At 73.1% G+C, this 17,844-nt stretch carries 9 protein-coding genes and 1 pseudogene; 3 read left to right on the forward strand and 7 right to left on the reverse strand.

The genetic code is table 11. From position 1 onward, the window contains the following. The 3 genes from ACGF07_RS24905 to ACGF07_RS24915 form a co-directional block, all read right to left on the reverse strand. A partial coding sequence (locus ACGF07_RS24905) for a beta-ketoacyl synthase N-terminal-like domain-containing protein (protein ID WP_392902128.1) occupies positions 1-4,036 on the reverse strand: 4,036 nt, incomplete at its 3' end. Positions 4,037-4,614: 578 nt separating this feature from the next. Continuing rightward, the gene (locus tag ACGF07_RS24910) at positions 4,615-5,388 is read right to left on the reverse strand and encodes an AfsR/SARP family transcriptional regulator (RefSeq protein WP_350749081.1); all 774 of its coding nucleotides are present in this window, start codon (positions 5,386-5,388) and stop codon (positions 4,615-4,617) included. 647 nt (positions 5,389-6,035) lie between these two features. Further along, complete coding sequence (locus tag ACGF07_RS24915; protein WP_392902131.1) at positions 6,036-8,603, reverse strand: collagenase; 2,568 nt, start codon at positions 8,601-8,603, stop codon at positions 6,036-6,038. A gap of 276 nt (positions 8,604-8,879) precedes the next feature. On the opposite strand from ACGF07_RS24915, the gene ACGF07_RS24920 reads away from it, so the two are divergent. The 3 genes from ACGF07_RS24920 to ACGF07_RS24930 all read left to right on the forward strand — a co-directional run bounded on the left by ACGF07_RS24920 (position 8,880) and on the right by ACGF07_RS24930 (position 13,648). Further along, a complete protein-coding gene (locus ACGF07_RS24920) occupies positions 8,880-9,554 on the forward strand; it encodes a cutinase family protein (RefSeq protein WP_350749998.1) in 675 nt (224 codons plus the stop codon). A 235-nt stretch (positions 9,555-9,789) separates the two neighbouring features. Further along, the gene (locus tag ACGF07_RS24925) at positions 9,790-12,357 is read left to right on the forward strand and encodes a penicillin acylase family protein (protein ID WP_392902133.1); all 2,568 of its coding nucleotides are present in this window, start codon (positions 9,790-9,792) and stop codon (positions 12,355-12,357) included. Between the two features lie 241 nt (positions 12,358-12,598). Next, positions 12,599-13,648 (forward strand): alpha/beta hydrolase, encoded by a 1,050-nt coding sequence (locus ACGF07_RS24930; protein WP_392902225.1) that lies wholly within the window; start codon positions 12,599-12,601, stop codon positions 13,646-13,648. Positions 13,649-13,762: 114 nt separating this feature from the next. Here the strand turns inward: ACGF07_RS24930 and ACGF07_RS24935 are convergent, their stop codons facing one another. From ACGF07_RS24935 to ACGF07_RS24950, 4 genes and pseudogenes are all read right to left on the reverse strand, one after another. Continuing rightward, the gene (locus ACGF07_RS24935; RefSeq protein ID WP_350741022.1) at positions 13,763-14,833 is read right to left on the reverse strand and encodes a BTAD domain-containing putative transcriptional regulator; all 1,071 of its coding nucleotides are present in this window, start codon (positions 14,831-14,833) and stop codon (positions 13,763-13,765) included. A gap of 128 nt (positions 14,834-14,961) precedes the next feature. Beyond that, positions 14,962-16,377, reverse strand: coding sequence for a serine/threonine-protein kinase (locus ACGF07_RS24940; protein WP_392902135.1), 1,416 nt, complete (start codon positions 16,375-16,377; stop codon positions 14,962-14,964). An 8-nt stretch (positions 16,378-16,385) separates the two neighbouring features. After that, on the reverse strand, positions 16,386-17,150 hold the full coding sequence (locus ACGF07_RS24945; RefSeq protein WP_350741026.1) for a serine/threonine protein kinase: 765 nt from the start codon (positions 17,148-17,150) through the stop codon (positions 16,386-16,388). Between the two features lie 235 nt (positions 17,151-17,385). Continuing rightward, a pseudogene (locus tag ACGF07_RS24950) lies at positions 17,386-17,844 on the reverse strand (M23 family peptidase); the annotation flags it as partial.

Genomic DNA, 17,844 nt, shown 5'->3' on the forward strand with positions numbered 1-17,844 from the left:
CGATGGAGTCCGCGAAGACGGGGGAGGTGTCGAGGAGTTCGGCGCCCATGCCGGCCCACTGCGAACCCTGGCCGGGGAACACGAACACCGGACGCTCGAAGGCGCTCGTACCGTCCGGAGTCGGCACCGACCCGTCAACGACGGCGGCGAGACCGCTCAGCAACTCCGTACGGCTCTCCCCGATCACCACCGCGCGGTGTTCGAAGACCGAGCGCCCGGATACCAGCGCGCAGGCCACGTCGGCGGCCGCCCACTCGGGCCGTGCTTCGACGGCTTCCCGCAGCTGTTCGGCCCGGGCGCGCAGTGCGGCAGGGGTCCGTGCGGACAGCACCCACGGCACCACGGGCGAAGGCGCCGTACCCTCCGGCCGCTTCGCCGCTGCGGGCGCGTCCTCGACCGGCGGCGCCTCCTCCAGGATGACGTGCGCGTTCGTCCCGCTGATGCCGAAGGAGGACACGGCGGCCCGGCGGGTCCGCTCGCCGGCCGGCCACTCCCGGGCCTCGGTGAGCAGTTCGACCGCGCCGGAGGACCAGTCGACGTGCGGGGTGGGCTCGTCGACGTGCAGGGTGGGCGGCAGCACGCCGTGCCGCATCGCCATCACCATCTTGATGACGCCGCCGACCCCGGCCGCCGCCTGGGTGTGGCCGATGTTGGACTTCAACGAGCCCAGCAGCAGCGGCCGTTCGGCAGGCCGCTCCTGCCCGTACGTCGCCAGCAGGGCCTGGGCCTCGATCGGATCGCCCAGCCGGGTGCCCGTCCCGTGCGCCTCGACCGCGTCCACATCGGCCGGCGTCAGGCCCGCATCCGCGAGCGCGGCCCGGATCGCCCGCTGCTGAGAGGGGCCGTTCGGCGCGGAGAGCCCGTTGGAGGCGCCGTCCTGGTTGACGGCCGAGCCGCGCACCACCGCCAGCACCCGGTGGCCGTTGCGCCGCGCGTCGGAGAGCCGCTCCAGCAGCAGGACACCGACACCCTCCGCCCAACCGGTGCCGTCGGCGGCGGCCGCGAAGGCCTTGCAGCGCCCGTCGGGAGCGAGGCCGCGCTGCCGGCTGAACTCGACGAACATGCCCGGTGAGGCCATCACGGCCGCCCCGCCCGCGAGCGCCATCGAGCATTCGCCGGAGCGCAGGGCCCGGGCGGCGAGGTGCAGGGCGACCAGCGAGGAGGAGCACGCCGTGTCCACGGTGATCGCCGGCCCCTCCAGGCCGAACACGTAGGACAGCCGGCCGGACAGGACGCTCACGGTCGAGCCGGTCAGGACGTGCCCCTCGACGGTGGCGGGCGCCTCGTGCATCCGGACGCCGTAGTCCTGCGTCATCGCGCCGACGTAGACGCCGGTCCGGGTGCCGCGCAGCGACGCGGGGTCGATGCCGGCCCGCTCGAACGCCTCCCAGGAGGTCTCCAGCAGCAGCCGCTGCTGGGGGTCCATCGCCAGCGCCTCGCGCGGGCTGATCCCGAAGAACCCGGCGTCGAACCGGTCCGCGTCGTGCAGGAAGCCGCCCTCACGGGCGTAGGTGCGACCGCTGCGCGTCGGGTCCGGGTCGTACAGCGCGTCCAGGTCCCAGCCGCGGTTGTCGGGGAACGGCGTGACGGCGTCCCGGCCGTCCGCGACGAGCTGCCACAGCCGCTCGGCGGAGTCGGCGCCGCCGGGGTAGCGGCAGGCCATCGCGACGATGGCGATCGGCTCCCGGTCGTCGGCCGCGGTCGGGTCCGGCTCCGTCGGGGCGACGGTCTCACCGGTCAGCCGGGCGAGCAGCTCACGCTCCAGGGCCTCCCGGGTCGGGTGGTCGAAGAGCAGCGTGAGCGGCAGCGGCAGGCCGGTCGCAGCCGCGAGCCGGTTGCGCAGTTCGACCGCCATGGCGGAGTCGAAGCCGAGGTCCCGGAGCGGCCGGTTCCCGTCGGCGCCGGCCGCCGCGGCGCCGCGCAGTGCCGCGATCTCGGTGCGCACCAGGTCGCCGATCCGGCGGCGCCGGTCGGCGCCGGAGCGGAGCGCGGCGGCCCCGGCGATGCCCGGGCGGGAGGCGTCCGACCGTGCGGCGCGGAACGGGTACGTCGGCAGCGGGACGCGCCGGGCGCCGGATCCGCCGAGGACGGCCTGCCAGTCCGGCGCGGCTCCCCGGACGTGCAGTTCGGCCATCGCGGTGAGGAACCGGTCGGCGCCGCCCCGGTCGCGGCGCAGGGTGCCGACGACGGCCGCGTCCGTCAGGCCCTCGTCGTCCAGGGTCTCCTGGAGGCCTCCGAGCAGGCCGGGGTGCGGGCTGACCTCCAGGAACAGCCGGTGCCCGTCGGCCAGCAGCGCGCGGGTGGCCTCCTCGAAGCGGATCTCGCTGGTGATGTTCCGGAGCCAGTAGCCGGCGTCCAGGGCCGCGGTGTCCAGCAGTCCGCCGGTGAGGGAGGAGTAGAACGGCACGGTGCAGCTGCGCGGGCGGACGTCGGCCAGGCCGTCGAGGACGAGCTCGCGGTCGAGGCCCAGCCCGGGGGAGTGCGCGGCGAGTCCGTTGCTGAGCCGCTTCGCCCGGATGCCCTCGGCCGTGAGCTCGGCGAGCAGTTCGTCGACGGCCTCCCGGTCGCCGGAGAACAGGACGGACCGCGGGCCGTTGCTGCCGGCCACGACCAGTCGGCCCGGCCGGCGGGCGAGCCGGGGTGCGAGCTGCTCGCGGGTCAGGAGGGCGGAGACGAGGTCGCCCTGGCCGGCGGCGGCGGCCTGGGCCCGGCTCCACAGCGCCACCACCTTGGCGGCGTCGTCCAGGTCGAGTGCGCCGGCGACGTGGGCGGCCGCGATCTCGCCGAGGCTGGCGCCCACCACGGCGGCGGGTGCCACTCCGCAGGCCCGCCACAGCGCGGCGAGCGAGACCATCACGGCGAACAGGACGGGCTGGACGACGTCGACCGCCACCGGTGCGGGGGCGCCCGGCGCTCCGCGCAGCACGTCGGTCAGCGACCACGGGACGTACGGCGCGAGCGCGTCCTCGCAGGCCCGGATGTGCTCCCGGAACGGCTCCGAGGCCTCCAGCAGGTCGAGGGCCATGCCCTGCCACTGGGTGCCCTGGCCGGGGAAGACGAAGACGGCTCCGCGGCCGGGCTCCGCCGTCCCGCGCACCAGCGACGGGGTGGAGCCGCCCTCGGCGAGGGCACGCAGGCCGTCGAGGGCGTCCGCTCTGCTGTCGACGACCAGGGCGGCGCGCCGTTCGAAGGCCGTCCTGGTGACGGCCAGCGAGTAGCCGGCGTCGGCGGGTCGGAGGCCGGGATCGGCCGCCAGCCGGTCCCGGAGCGCGCGGGCCTGGGCGCGCAGGGCGTCGTCGCTGCGGGCGGAGAGGACCAGCGGCGTCCAGGTGGTGGCGAGCAGCGGCCGGGCGGCGAGCCGGGCCACCGGGGCGGGCCGGGCTGCCGCCGGACCGGCCGGCGCGGCTCCGACCAGGCCGAGGAGGCCGACGCCGGCGGTGGCGTGCTCGACAGTGACCACACCCTGGATCCGGTCCCCGTCGCGTTGCGCGTCCGGCAGCCGCCGGAGCACGGCGAGGACGGTGTCACCGTCACCGGCGAGGGCGAGGTCGCATTCCGCGCGGAGCAGGCTCGCCGCGGCCAGCGCGACGGCCGACCGGGCGGGCGGCTCGGACGGCCCCGCCGGGTCTGACGGCTCCGCGGGGTCTGACGGCCTTGGGCGACCGGACGGGTCGACGGTCACCCGGGGCCCGTGGAGGTCGAGGACGGCGGCGAGGCGCTCCGCCGAGGGCTTCGGTGAGGACGGGCCGAGGAAGACCCCGGTCCGGCTTCCGCGCAGCGAGGCGGGCACGATCCCGGCGTCCTCCAGCGCGCTCCAGGCGAGTTCCAGCAACTGCCAGTCCTCGGGGCGGTACCCGGCGGCCTGGGCGGCCGGGATGCCGAAGAACGCGGGGCCGCCGTCCGGGCCGTCGTAGCCCCGCGGGTCGTCCCGCCGGTCGCCCTGCGGCTCGTCCTGGTGGTCGGCTCGGGGGCCGGGCGGCGGGCAGGAAAGTCCGATGACGGCGACCGGGTCGTCCTCACAACTCGTCTGGGGCACTGCGTACTCGGCCTTCCTCGTGGTCTCGGTCTGCTGCCCGCCGCACCGGAGCAGACGGCGACGGAGCGCGTTCCGCGGTCGCTGCGCGTGCGAGGGCCGAGGCGGTCCGTCCCGTGGGCGACGGTCCGTCGCCGTCTCCGGGCTCCGACGCCGGCCCCGTCTCCAACGCCGGTCCCCGGCTCGGACACCGGTCCCCGGCTCCGACACCGGCCCCCGCCCCAGGTCCCGTCCCCGCGTCCGTCCCCGCTCCCGTGTCCGGTCCGGTCTTCCGGATCCGTCAAATGCCGCGCGCCCGCGGTGGCCTGCCTCCTTCGTCCGGGAGAGGCGGCTGCCACCGCCTCATGTCGATCTATCCGCTCGGCGACAAGAAGACTGGCAGAACGATCTTGGCGACGACTTGGAGGCGACTTGGAGGAGTCTTGGAGTGCGCGCGGGGGCCGCCCCGACGGCCCTGGACGTCCGCCCGGAAGTGTCGACCATGCCCATGTCATATGTTCCGCGACAAGAGGGCCCGGTGGCGGCGGGCGGTTCACCCGTCGCCACCGGGCTGTCGGCGGGCGCCTACGGCCGAGGTGTGCTCACGCGCAGCCCGCGACCGGGTCGCCGCGCAGGATCGAGCCGAACAGTTCCTGCAACTCGGCGCCCGGGTCCACGCCGTACTCCTCCGCCAGGGTCCGTCGGGTCCGGTGGTAGGCGTCGATCGCCTCGGCCCGCCGCCCGGACCGATACAGCGCCTTCATCAGCAGCCAACTGAACCGCTCCCGGGTCGGGAAGCGCAGGGTGAGCGCCGGCAGTTCGGCGGCGATCACCGAGAAGTCGTGCTCCTCGGCCAGCCTGGCCTCCCACAGGCTCTCGAGGGCGAGGAGCCGCAACTCCTCGAACCGGGAGGCCGCCTGGGCGCCGAGCGCGTAGTCGCTGACCTCCGGGTAGGGCGATCCCCGCCACAGCGCCAGGGCCTTCCCGAGGGTGCGGCTGGCCTTCTGGTACGTCCCCGCCTGGAGCAGCCGCCGCCCGTCGTGCAGCAGGCGTTCGAAGAGCGCCGCGTCGAGGCAGTCGGCGTTCACCGCCAGCACGTAGCCGGTCTGTTCGCGACGCAGGACGGTGTCACGACTGCGGGGTGGCCGGTTCGGCTCCAACAGCCGCCGGAGGTTGGACACATAGCTGTGCAGGTTCGCCATGACGTCGTTCGGCGGGTTCCTCGGCCAGACGGCCTCGGTGAGCTGCTCCGCCGTCACCGGCTGGCCCGGCGTCAGGAGAAGGGCGGACAATACTGCCCGTTGGCGCGCAGACCCCGGATGCACTGGTATTCCATTGGCCTGGACCGCCAGCGGGCCTAAGACATGGAAATGCATTGCGTGACCCTCCGCCACAAAGTCACCCCCAGTAACGAAAAACGTGTCGACCGCTCGACGGAAACGCCCTGGTTCCGGGATTGATCCGGAGGCCGCACGGGTTCTCGAGCGGGTGACGACAGACTACTTGCAAATCACCTCGAAAGAAGGTCTGGATCGTCGACGCCGCTCTTGGTATGGGACGTTGACGCGAGGTCAGCCGGGTCGACCGGAGGACCGCCGCTTCGCCTGTTCAGGAGGCCGGAACGACGGCCGGCCGGGATGCCGGCGTCCCCCGCCGGTGATTTTGGCGCGATCTCACCCACTGCGGGGCGTCCGGTGCGGTACGCTGCCCATTCCCCGTTCCGCCCCGCGCGTTCCACGGCCGCACCCGGACATCCGGGCCCGGCGCCGGCAGCGGGACCGAAAGGATTACGCCGCGCCCGGATTGGGCCGCCCGGTTCTTGCCACCGGCCTTTCGCGCCGACCGGCGGAGGCGGGCGGGCGCATATCGGCGAATCCATTTCGCGCGGCGGTCGGCAGGAGTGCGCTCCCGGTCGCCCGCGCCCGGCCCGAAACGCGCGAGCGGCGCGTCCCCGGGCAGGGGACGCGCCGCTCGTTCGGAACTTCCGGGAGGAACTTCCCGGAGGAACTTCCGAGAAGTGCTGTCAGTAACGCGTGCTGACGGTCACTCCGCTGAAGTCGGTGTTGGCGTACAGGCTGATGTACCGGTAGCCGGCGGTGGTGTTGGTGACGGTGAGCGTCTGGGCGGTTCCGGGGTTGGTGGAGGAGGCGGTGTACGCGCTGGGGGAGGCCCAGGTGTCAGGGTTGTAGTAGAGCGAGGCGTTTCCGGTGCCGCCGGAGGTGGAGACCTTCAGGGTGGTGGTGCCGGCCGGCAGGTAGACGTAGAAGTAGTCGAGAGCGCCGGCGGTGCGGGCCTGGTTCGGGCGGGAGCAGTTCTGGCCGAGCGCGTCGGTGCGCGGGTCGGTGCAGGTCGGCAGCGTGCCGCCGGTGGTGACGGTCACCGAGGACGGGGTGCTGGCGGTCCTGCCGGCGCTGTCGGTGACGGTCAGCGCGACGGTGTAGGTGCCGGGGGCGGCGTAGGTGTGGGCCGGGTTCCGCTCGTCGGAGCTGGTGCCGTCGCCGAAGGTCCAGTGCCAGGAGGACAGCGTCGCCGAGGAGTTGCTCTCGATGGACTTGTCGGTGAGGGTGACGGTCGCGCCGTCGACGGACTGGCCGAACAGGGCGGTGGGGCCGTCGGCGTAGCAGGCGCCGGCCGCGCAGGTGTTCAGCCAGGCGTCGAAGTCGGCGTCGTAGGAGGTGCCGAGGCCGTTGTAGACGGCGTAGCCGCCCTGGTAGTCACCGGTGCGGAAGTGGCCGAGCATGGCGCGGACGTCGGCGGGGTGCTTCTCGAACATGTACCGCACGGCCAGGTAGCCCCACGGGTAGGTGCGCACCGTGTCCGAGTTGGCGTAGGTGTTCTGGAAGACGGTGCTGAGCTTGTACCGGTGGGTGGCGGCCTCGGTCATCGCCTGGGTGTCGGTGGTGCCGCGGTAGGCGTAGGACTCGTACTCGGCGACGCCCTCGATCCACCAGATGTCCGGGACGGAGATCTCGGTGGTGAAGTCGCCCTTCATGTCGTAGATGTTGTCGAGGTAGTGGGTGTACTCGTGGTTGAGGTTCCACACGTTGGCTGGGAAGCCGTCGTTCCAGGACTTCTGGTACATCACCGACACGGGCTGGTTCGCCGGGTCGGTGACGTCCATGATGGTCTCGCCGCCGTTGTCGGTGGAGTTGCCGTAGATCGCCCAGGAGTAGGTCTTGTAGTCGTCCTGGCTGGAGAAGACGGCGAGGGTGAGGGTCTTGCCGTACTGGCCGGGGATGGGGCCGTTGTCCTGGACGAGCTTGTGGAAGAAGCCGTCCTCGCCGCGCAGGCTCGCGCAGACGGTGGCCAGGTCCGCCGGTGAGAGGGCCTCGGCGCGGATGGTGCGGTTGTCGCAGACCAGGGTGGCCGGCAGGACGGCGGCGGTGAGCTTGCCCGGCAGGTCGCAGGTGCCGTAGTAGGAGCACTGCGCCTTGTCGTACTGGTTGGCGTTGTACGCGGTGTACACGTACAGCTTGCCGACGGCGCCGGAGATCGGGGTGGTGTCCAGCACCTGCTTGACCAGCGGCTTGGCGAAGGCCTCGATGCTGCCGCCGTCACCGGCGGTGCGGGCGAGGTCATTGCCCGCGTTGACGTCCAGGAACGCGTTCGCGGTGGTGAGCAGGTCCTTGTGGTTCTGCGCGAAGGCCGCCAGCGTGGTGGTGACGCTCGGGTCGGCGGTGACGGCGCTGACGTAGGCGGGGTTCCAGTTGGCCCGCCACAGCGGGGCCCACAGCACGGCGTTGACGGCGCCCACCATCTTCGGGAACGCGTTGTAGCTGTTGTCGTAGCTGTTCAGCACCTGCTTGTAGACGTTCAGGTACTGGGCCTGAAGGTCGGCGCTGTCGGTGAGGATCAGCACCTCGGAGAGGACGGAGCCGTTGGCGTCGCTGACGTCCGTCCGGTGCGGACTCGCCAGGAAGGCGTCGAGGCCGGCCTTGACGGCTGAGGTCAGCGTGGCGTCGTACGGGCCGACGGCGCTCGCGTTGTTGGACTGGACGTAGTAGCCGGCCCGCAGGAAGAGCACGAGCTGCAGCACGTTGGTCGTGTTGTCGCCGGTGTAGTTCGCCGCCTGGGCGCGGAAGGCGTTGGCGACGGTGAGCATCTGCGACTGCTTGAAGATCCTGCCCGCGTCGGTGCCGGTGACGTTGTACAGCGTCTTGACGCAGTCGGTGGTCGAGCCCTGGACGAAGGAGACCAGGTCGGCGCCGCTGCGGGAGCCGAAGTCGGCGGGGGTGCAGCTGGCGGCGGCGGGGGCCTGGGCGGCGAGGGAATGCGGGGCCGCCGGTGCGGCGCCCTGGTCGGGGGCGGTCTGGACGGCGGTGCCGGCGGGCTGGAGCGCGTGGCCGAGCAGGGCCGGCGGCAGTGGCGCGGCGGGGCGGCCCATCTCCTCCGAGGAGGCGGGGGCGGCGATCTCGGCGCCGAACGGCGTGGGAGCGGCGGCTGCCCGGACCGGCGTGGTCGGGGAGTGCCCCGCCGTGGCCGGAGCCGCGACCGTCACCGCTGACGCGGCGAGCGCGGGGGTGGGGAGCAGGGCGGCGGAGCCGGCGAGGGCGGCGGCCACCAGGAGCGGAAGGGATTGGCGCAGACGCACTGCGGTGTCCTTGTCCTGAGGGGGGGGAGGAGGCGACGGGGCGTCAGCCGTGAGGGGGAGGGGGAATCGGCGTGCGACCTGTCACCGGAATCAGGGTCAGAACAATGTCACAGGTTATATGTCATAGCAAGGGTGTGGGCAGCGGCGGCGCAGCGCCCCCACGGCGGGCTTCATCGGTATGTCATCGACCGGTGCGACGGTCGTCCGGTGACCTCGGCCGACCGCGGACCGCAACCGAGAGCGGGCGCGCGGGCCGACTGCGTGGGGAGGACCAACATGCGAGGACGAAGGATCGCGGCCGCCACCGCCGGACTGCTGCTGACGGTCGGACTGACCGCGGCGCAGGGGGCCACCGCCCAGGCGGCCACCACCAGGGTGACCGCTCCGTGCGAGGGCACCTACACGATCGTCGTCGGGGGCACCGGCAGCTCCTGGAACAACGACGGCTTCTACGGCAACATCCAGCAGCACGTCGGGTACCCGACCCAGATCCCCAACGGCGCGAGCGCCCGTGCGGGCGTCAACGAGCTGAACCGGCTGGTCCGCGACCAGCGGGCCGCCTGCCCCTGGCAGCACGTCAAGATGGCCGGCTACTCGCTGGGGGCCGGGGTGGTGCACACCTGGGTGACCGAGAACTGGCAGACCTTCGACAACGTCAACGCCATCCTCGTCGCCGACCCCAAGCGCCAGGGCCCGCCCGGTGCCAACGGCGGCTCCGTGCCGTTCGGCGGCATCGTGGGCGCTCCGCTCGCCGGCGCCGACCGGTTCTTCGGCAACGTGCCCGTCAAGACGATCTGTCACTGGGACTACGTCTGCGACGAGTCCGCCGGGATCTGGACCTACCCGAACAACCACGTCCGGAACTACCCCGAGGACTTCAACATGGACCACCACAACGACAGCGCCAACGAGCAGTGGTACAACGGCGCCTGGTACCCGGCGTCCTGGTGACCGCGGGCCGGGTCCCTGCGGGCCCGGCCTCCTTCACGACCCGCCGGCGACCGGCCGCTCCGGTCGCCGGCGGGTCGTGACCCTTCGGGCCCCGGGTGCTCCTGTCCCCGAGGTGCTCCGGCCTCCCGGGTCGCTCCGGCACCCCGGGCGCGGACCCTTCATCGGGCTGTCATCGCCCCTCCCTAGCGTGGCCGCGTACAGACAAATACCCGACCACAGGGGGAAGGACGGCTCGATGCCACGGAGGAAGTCCACAGCGAGGCTGCCGATGGCGGTCCTCGCCGTGGTGGCGTTGATCAGCACGACGGCGGCCGCCGGCTCACCCGCCGCGGGCCCGCAGTCCGGCGGCTCACGGGCGGCGGGGGCGCGGGCCGTCGGACAGGCGCCGGACAAGCCGACGATTCGCTACACGGAGTACGGGATCCCGCACATCATCGCCTCCGACTGGGAGGGGCTGGGCACGGGCTACGGGTACGCCGCGGCCAAGGACAACATCTGCACCCTGGCCGACACCTATCTGATGGTCAACGCCCAGCGGTCCCGCTACCTCGGACCCGACGGCCGGACCAGCCCCGGTGAGCACCAGAACACCACCACCAACCTCAACAGCGACCTGTACTTCCAGCGGATCAACGACAACCGGGTGGTGGAGCGGCTGATCGGCCAGCCCGCCCCCAACGGGCCGGAGCCCGAGGTCAAGGAGGCCATCCGCGGCTACGTGAAGGGCTACAACCGGTACCTGGCCGAGACCGGCGTGAACAACATCTCCGACCCGGCCTGCCGCGGCGCGGCCTGGGTGCGGCCGATCACCGAACTGGACGTCTACCGGCACGCGCACGCCGAGATCATCATGGGGTCCGCCGACCCGCTGCTGGACGGCGAGGTGAACGCCGCACCCCCGGGGGCGTCGGCCGCGCCCCCGTCGACCGCCGCGCCGTCCGCCGGCTCGCCGTCCGGTGCCGCGCCGTCCGCCGCCGCGCCGTCCGCCGACTCGCCGCCGACGCTCTCGCCCGAGGAGACCGCGGCGAAGATCCGCGACGCGATGGCCGCCGCCCGGCAGCAGGGCAGCATGGGCAGCAACGCCCTGGCGGTCGGCTCGCAGGGCGTGTCCGGGGGCACCGGCATGCTGCTGGCCAACCCGCACTTCCCGTGGCAGGGCAAGAACCGGATGTGGCAGAGCCAGTTGACGATCCCGGGGAAGATCAACGTCTCCGGGGCCAGCCTGCTCGGCCTCCCGGCGGTGAACATCGGGCACACCGAGGACGTCGCCTGGAGCCACACGGTCGCCACGGTGGCCCCGTTCGGTCTCTTCGACGTGCAGGTGGACCCGCTGCACCCGACCGACTACCTGGTGGACGGCACCTGGCAGCCGATGACCTCGCAGCAGGTCGGCGTCGACGTGCTGAACCCGGACGGCTCCGTCGGCAGGGTCACCAGGACGCTGTGGTCCACCCGGTACGGCCCGATCACCACGTCGATGCAGGGCGTCCAGCTGCCCTGGGTGGTGAGCGCCCACGCCGTGCGCGACGCCAACATGGACAACCTGCGGGCCCTGAACACCTGGTTCCACCTCGACCAGGCCAAGGACGTCGACGACGTGGTGAAGACCCTGGAGACCACGGAGGGCGTGCCCTTCTTCAACACCGTCGCCTCCGACCGCAAGGGCAACGCCCTGTACGCGGACATCCAGGCGACCCCGAACATCACCGACGAGCACGCCCGCTCGTGCCTCACCATGACCGGCCAACTGCTGTTCAACCAGGCGCTGCGGCTGCCCAACGTGCCGCCGATCTCCATCTTCGACGGCAAACGCAGCGCCTGCGACTGGCCCGACGACCCCAACGCCGTCGCGCCCGGCCTGCTGGACCCGCACCAGCAGCCCCGCCTGATCCGGTCCGACTTCGTCGGCAACGCCAACGACAGCGCCTGGCTGGCCAACCCCGAGCAGCCGCTGTCGTTCCCCCGGGTGATGGGCGACACGGCGGCGCCCCGGTCGCTGCGCACCCAGGAGCTGCTCCTGACCGCGCAGCACCGGATCGACGGCACCGACGGACTGCCGGGCCGGGGCTTCACCCCGGAAACCATGCGGCAACTGCTGTTCGCCGACAACAGCAGGGCGGCCGACCTGGCCCTCAACGCCACGGTGAGCGCGTGCCAGAGCGTCCCCTTCGGGCTCGTCCTGGTGGACGGCAACCTGGTCAACGTGAGCGCGGCGTGTCCCGTCCTGGCCGGCTGGAAGGACCACAAGTACACCGCCGACAGCCGGGGTTCGTGGCTCTTCGAGAACTACTGGTACTACCTGACCAACGGTCAGCCGATCGAGAAGCTGCCGTGGCGGGTGCCCTTCGATCCCAAGGATCCGGTGCACACGCCCAACTCACTGGATCCGGGGAACTCCGCCGTCCGCGACGCGCTGGCCCGGGCCGTCCTCGCGCTGGGCAAGGCGGGCATCGCGCTGAACGCGCCCCTGTCGGACGTCCAGAAGATCACCCGCAACGGTGAACGGATCCCGATCCACGGGGCCATCCACGAGCTGGGCGTGCTGAACGTGGTGACCCCCGGCACGGTCGACGGCAAGCTGGACATCGTCTTCGGCTCCAGCTTCATCCAGCAGACCAGCTTCACCGCCGACGGTCCGCCGCAGGCCTCCTCGATCCTGGCCTACTCCCAGTCGGCCGACCCGACCTCGCCGCACTACGCGGACCAGACCGAGCTGTTCGCGGCCGGCCGGTGGGTGACCGAACGGTTCACCGACGACCAGATCGCGGCCTCCCCGGCACTCGAGGTCAAGGTCCTGGACTGACAAAGCCGTTCGGGCGCGCCGGAGTTCCGACGACCGGCTCCGGCGCGCCCGTCCGCCGGCGGAGGGGCGGCCTCCCGGCCGGGAGCGCACCGCGCAACGAAAGGCCCATGAGAACAGAGCCCGTGAGGGGGAGAACACCGTGACGAGCACCACGAGCACGACGAGTACCACGAGCACGGCGAGTACCACGAGCACCAGGAGCACGAGGAAGGCGACGGCGCGCAAGCGCCGGTGGCGAACGGTGCTGGCGCTGCTGGCCGTCGTCCTGGGCACGGCCACCACGGCGGGCACCGCCCGGGCGGCCGGCAACCCCGGGACGCCGCCGCGGATGGCGGACGGATACGGCCTGACCCAGGTCGACACGACCGTGGGCGGCCCGACGAACTTCTACCTGACCGTGACCACCCCGGAGGTCGCGGGCAAGCACCACATCAAGGTCATCCTGCCGAGCGGCTACTACGACGACCCGACCCGGCGCTACCCCGTGCTGTACTTCCTGCACGGCTCGCCCGACGACCCGATCCAGCAGAACTACCCGGCGCTGACCACCTCGAACGCGATGATCACCGTCATCCCGGACGGCGGCGCCCGGGGCTGGTACGCCAACTGGCTCGACCAGCACACCCAGCTCGGCGCCCAGAACTGGGAGAACTTCCACCTCAACCAGGTGATCCCGTTCATCGACGCCAACCTGAGGACCATCGCGACCAAGAAGGCCCGGGCGATCGCCGGCGTCTCCATGGGCGGGTTCGGCGCCTTCCACTACGCCCAGGACCGCCCCGAGCTGTTCAGCCAGACCGCGTCCCTCTCGGGGGACATCGACCTGTCGGCCGACTCCATGGACCTGCGGCTGGCCGTCGTCGCCTCGCTCATCGACGCGCAGGGGGCGGTCTGCGGCTCGTCGTCCGGGGCCTGCGACCCGAACAACGACCCCTACAAGCCGGGGGTGGACAGCGACGCCCTGTTCGGCACGCCCTACCCGGTGTTCAACGCCGACTGGCGGTGGAACCAGGCGGACCCGTCACAGCACATGGACAGGCTCGCCGGCATCGGCGTCTCCGTGTACGTCGGCAACGGACGGGGCTCGGCCACCGAGCCGGAGTTCTGGCTGGAGGGCGCGGCCAAACACGTCAAGGACCGGATGGACGCCCTCGGCATGCCGTACCACTACGTCGACTACGGCGACGGCTCCGGCTGGGGCACCCAGTGCAACGGCGGTCACAACGGGGGCTGCTGGGAACAGGACCTGAGGGACCTGATCCCCCGGCTGGAACGGGCCTTCGCCTCCTGAGCACGCGGACACCGTGCCGCACCGCGCGGATGGGAGGGGGTTCCACCGGGGCGCGACCGCGCACCGCCCCGGTGGGGCCCCTCCCGCGCCGGTCCGCTCACCGCGCCGGTCCGCTCACCGCGCGGCCCCGGTCAGGCCGAGCCCGGCCTCGTCCCCGCGCAGGATCATCCGGTACGTCAGCGTCAGCATCCGGCTCGGCGGCACCCCGAGCTCGTCGGCCAGCCGGCGGCGGGCCCGGTCGAACACGGCCAGGGCGTCGGCCTGCCGGCCGCCGCGGTACAGCGCACGCATCAGCAGCGCGGCCACCGGCTCGTTCAGCGGGTGTTCCGCGGACAGGGCGAACAGCTCGGCGGTCGCCTCCGCGCACTGGCCCAGCCGCAGCTGCCAGTCCAGCTTCCGCTGGGCGACGGCGACCCTGCGCTCGGTGAGCCGCAGCCGCTCCAGTTCGGCGAGCGGGCCGGGCAGGCCGGCCAGGAGTTCCCCGCGGAACAGGGCCAGCGCCCGGGAGCAGAGGCGGACCGCCTCGGCCGGATCGCCCGCCCGGTGGGCCGCGTCGGCATCCGTGACCAGGCCCTCCATGCGCTCCACGTCCACCTCGGTCGCGCCGGAGGACAGCCGGTAGCCCCAGCGGTCGTGCTCGATCACCGGAACCGGACAGTTCCCCGTTCGAAGGGCCTTGCGCAGCCGGTAGATGTGGACCGGCACCACATTGGTGACCGGCGGCTCCGACCCCCAGACCCCGTCCAGCAGTTCCTGTCGGCTGACCGTCCGCCCCGCGCGCAGCGCCAGCGCCGCCAGGACGGCCTGCTGGCGCAGGTGCCCCAGGTCCAGGGGACGCCCGTCCTGCCAGGCCCGCAGCGGCCCGAGCACCGAGATCCGCACCGACGGCGCGCCCGGGCGGGCGGCGGTGCTGCGCCGCAGCGGGCTCACCAGCTGGGTGCGGGGGCCGCGGCCGGGCACGACCAGTCCGCAGTCGAAGGCGTGCACGATGGCGGCGGCCCGGTCGCGCAGGCCGAGCTTCACCAGGATCCGCGCGAGGTGCCCGGCCACGGCGTCCTCGGGCACGGCGAGGGCGGCGGCGATCTCGTCGTCGCGCAGGCCGCAGCCGACGGCCCGGAGCACCTGGCGCTCCTGGTGCCCGAGAACGGCGGCGCTCGGCCGGCTGGTGGTGGTCGTCGTCGGCATCACTACTCCCTGGCCTCGGGGCCGGCCGGTCCGGCGGGCGCCGTCGACAAGCTAGTGAGACGGGCGCCGGGCCGGAATCCGGAACGATCCGGAGTACCGCGCGGGCGGGCCGACGGACCGCAGGCCGGTCAGGGGCAGAGCTGGAGCGCCGGGCGGTCCCTGGTGCGGACGGCGGGGAGCCAGGCGGTGGCGGGCCCGGGGAGCCGGACCCGGTACCAGAGGGTGGAGGTGCGGTCCTCCTCGTCGATGATCGGGAGTCCGGTGGGGAGCTGGCAGTCGGCGTCGAGGGTGTCGTCGTGCCAGACCCTGGTGGGCACCACGTTGTCGGCGGTGTACGGGCGCAGCGGATCGACGGCCAGGCCGAGACTGCACACGGGGTCGCGGTCGGTGCGCTGCTGGCAGCCGCGTTCGGCGTTGAAGACCCGGATGCGGGCGGACTGCGGGGGCGGTCCCGGATCCGGCCAGAGGGCGGCGGCGGTGACGGCGGCCGTGGCGCAGGTGGCGAGGGCCAGCAGCGCGGTGCGCGGTCGCGGCCGTGCCCGGCGGAACCGGCGGCCGGACCGGTGCGCCCGGATGCGGGCGAGCAGGCTCTCGGCGGTGTGCGCGGCGCGCGCGGCATGGGTCGGCGCGAGGCAGTCGGCGGCGAGGGCGCGCCAGAACGGGGGGACGTCCGGCGCCAGGCGCAGGGCGGCACGGCCCTCGGCGTACTGCTGGGCGGCGGCGCTTCGGGCGGTGGGGGTGGCGCCCGGGAAGGGCGGGACGCCGGCGGCGAACACCTCGTGGATCACGATGCCGAGCGCCCAGATGTCGGCCGTGGCACGGATCTTGATGCCGCGCTCGCCGAGCGGCTCCTTCCAGCGCTCCGGCGGGAGGTAGTCGGGCGTGCCCATCGGTGCGGAGTGGCCGTGGGTGCCGACGAGTTCGATGGCGAGGCCGAAGTCGGAGAGCCGGACCTCGCCGTCCCGGCCGATGAGGACGTTCTCCGGCTTGAGGTCGGTGTGGACCCAGCCGGAACGGTGCAGGTGGGCCAGGCCCTCGCAGATGCCGGCGATGATCCGGGCGCCCTGCTCCTCGTCCACGCCGGTGGCCAGCAGGTCCCGCAGGGTGCACCGGGCGCGTTCCATGACCAGGACGATCGAGCCGTCGAGCGCGGGGTGGTCGGGGGCGGCCAGGGTGAGGGTGTCGAGCAGGCGGACCAGCCGGGGGTGCGGGGCACTGCGGGCCAACTCGGCCTCCCGCCGGGCGGCTTCGGCGACCTGCCGGGCCTGGCGGGGCGCGAGCCCGGCAGTCGGCAGCACCTTGAGGGCGACCGTACCGTCCGCGTCGTCCGAACCGACCGTGCCGTCCGTACCGTCCGGGCCGTCCGTACCGACCCGCCCGCCCGCGCCTTCCGTACCGGCGGCGGCGTCCTCGGCCAGGCGCGCGGCGTAGACGGTCGCCCAGCCGCCCTCCCCGATGGGCCCGATGACGGTCCACGCCCCGACCCGGTGACCGGGTGGCAGCAGTTCCCCGCCGTCCTCGCAGGAGTCCGGGTCGTGCACCATCAGCACCCCTACCGCCCGGGCTCGGCGGCTTCGGGGCGCGGCAGGAGCGCCAGGTGCTCCTCTCGGACGATGCCGAACTTCAGGGCGAGTCCGACGACGGCCTCGCGCTTGCCGTTGCGGCGGTCCGCGCGGCCGCCGGCGTCGGGCAGTTCGATGCGGAGCTTCTCGTCGGCCAGGTAGTCGAGGTGCGAGCTGACCGCGCGGGCGGTGAGCCGGGCGCAGGCGGGGTGGTTGCGCAGCCGCGCCACGACCTGCGGAGTGGTGGGCACGGCGGCGGGGGAGTGGTCCCGCAGCCACGGCTCGCAGAGCGCGACCAGGACCAGGAAGTAGGTGGCGGTCTCGTCCAGCGAGTACGCCGTCATGGTGCGGCTCTCCCAGGAGCCGCCGTGGGCGTGCGGGTCGAGGTACACGTGGTCGGGCGCGAACACCTGGAAGGACAGCGGGGTTTCGCGCCGCGAGGGCAGCACCACCCGGGAGAACTCGAACGGGATCGGCGCGCCGATCCGCCGCGGTGGCACCCGCAGGTACTCGCCGGCACCCTCCGGGTTCTCCACCAGGTACGCGTGGGTGTTGCTGAGGTTGCTCAACTGCCAGTGGTCGTCCGTCGCGTGGATCTCCCCGGCGAGCCGGGACACCGCCTCGTCGCCGAGTCGGAGCTCCACCGGCGTCCCGGCGGAGCCGCGGCCGAAGCGCGCCCGCTCTCCCGGACCGAGCCGCAGGGTCACCGCGGCCTCGCCGCTCCCCTCCGGCAGGTGGACGAGAATCCCGCTCACCGTTCCTCCGTCCCGAGCACTGCTCCCCCGTTCCCCCGATTCGCATGCCGACCACTGCCGGACGGACGAACGTTACCTCTTTGAGCATGCCGGTAAACCGCATGGTGGCGTAGGCCACGTGCGGGGGAACCGCCGGAGCGGGAGCGTTCGAGCTCCCGCTCCGGCCGCCCGCGGCAGGCCGCGCCTGCCGGTCGGGGAGGTGGTCCTGCCCTCGGGGTGCCGGGGCCGGGGTCGGTCAGGGGACAGCCGGTCTCGCGGTGGTGTTGAGCCAGGTCCAGTCGGACCAGGTGGCGAATCCGGTCTGCCACTTGTGGTAGACGCCGGCGCTGCTGGTGCCGAAGACCTCGATCCGGCCGTCGGCGTTCGCGGTCGCGACGATCTCGGTGCCGGCGCCGCCGAAGGTGTCCCAGGGGTGGTAGGGCGCGTTGACCCCGGTCTGCCAGGCGTGCTGCGCCGTACTGCCGTTGATCGCGAACACCTCGACCCGGCCGTCCGGCGAACGCTCACTGGTGAGTTGGGCGTCGGTGGGTCCGCCGGCGGGTTCCCAGTCGGACCAGGTGGTGGGGTTGGTCTGGTACTTGTGGTAGACGCCCTTGGGTCCGGAGGCGAAGACTTCGAGGCGGCCGTCCTGGTTGTGGTCGACGGTGAGGTCGTGGCCGCCGCCGCCGAAGGTGTCCCAGGGGGACCAGGTGCC

The sequence above is a fragment of the Kitasatospora sp. NPDC048194 genome, assembly GCF_043202455.1.
Classification (GTDB): Bacteria; Actinomycetota; Actinomycetes; order Streptomycetales; family Streptomycetaceae; genus Kitasatospora.

Coding starts and splice junctions, on each gene's coding strand:
- ACGF07_RS24910 (WP_350749081.1), bottom strand. CDS start 5,388: ATGCATTTCCATGTCTTAGGCCCGCTGGCGGTCCAGGCCAATGGAATA.
- ACGF07_RS24920 (WP_350749998.1), top strand. CDS start 8,880: ATGCGAGGACGAAGGATCGCGGCCGCCACCGCCGGACTGCTGCTGACG.
- ACGF07_RS24925 (WP_392902133.1), top strand. CDS start 9,790: ATGCCACGGAGGAAGTCCACAGCGAGGCTGCCGATGGCGGTCCTCGCC.
- ACGF07_RS24935 (WP_350741022.1), bottom strand. CDS start 14,833: ATGCCGACGACGACCACCACCAGCCGGCCGAGCGCCGCCGTTCTCGGG.
- ACGF07_RS24940 (WP_392902135.1), bottom strand. CDS start 16,377: ATGGTGCACGACCCGGACTCCTGCGAGGACGGCGGGGAACTGCTGCCA.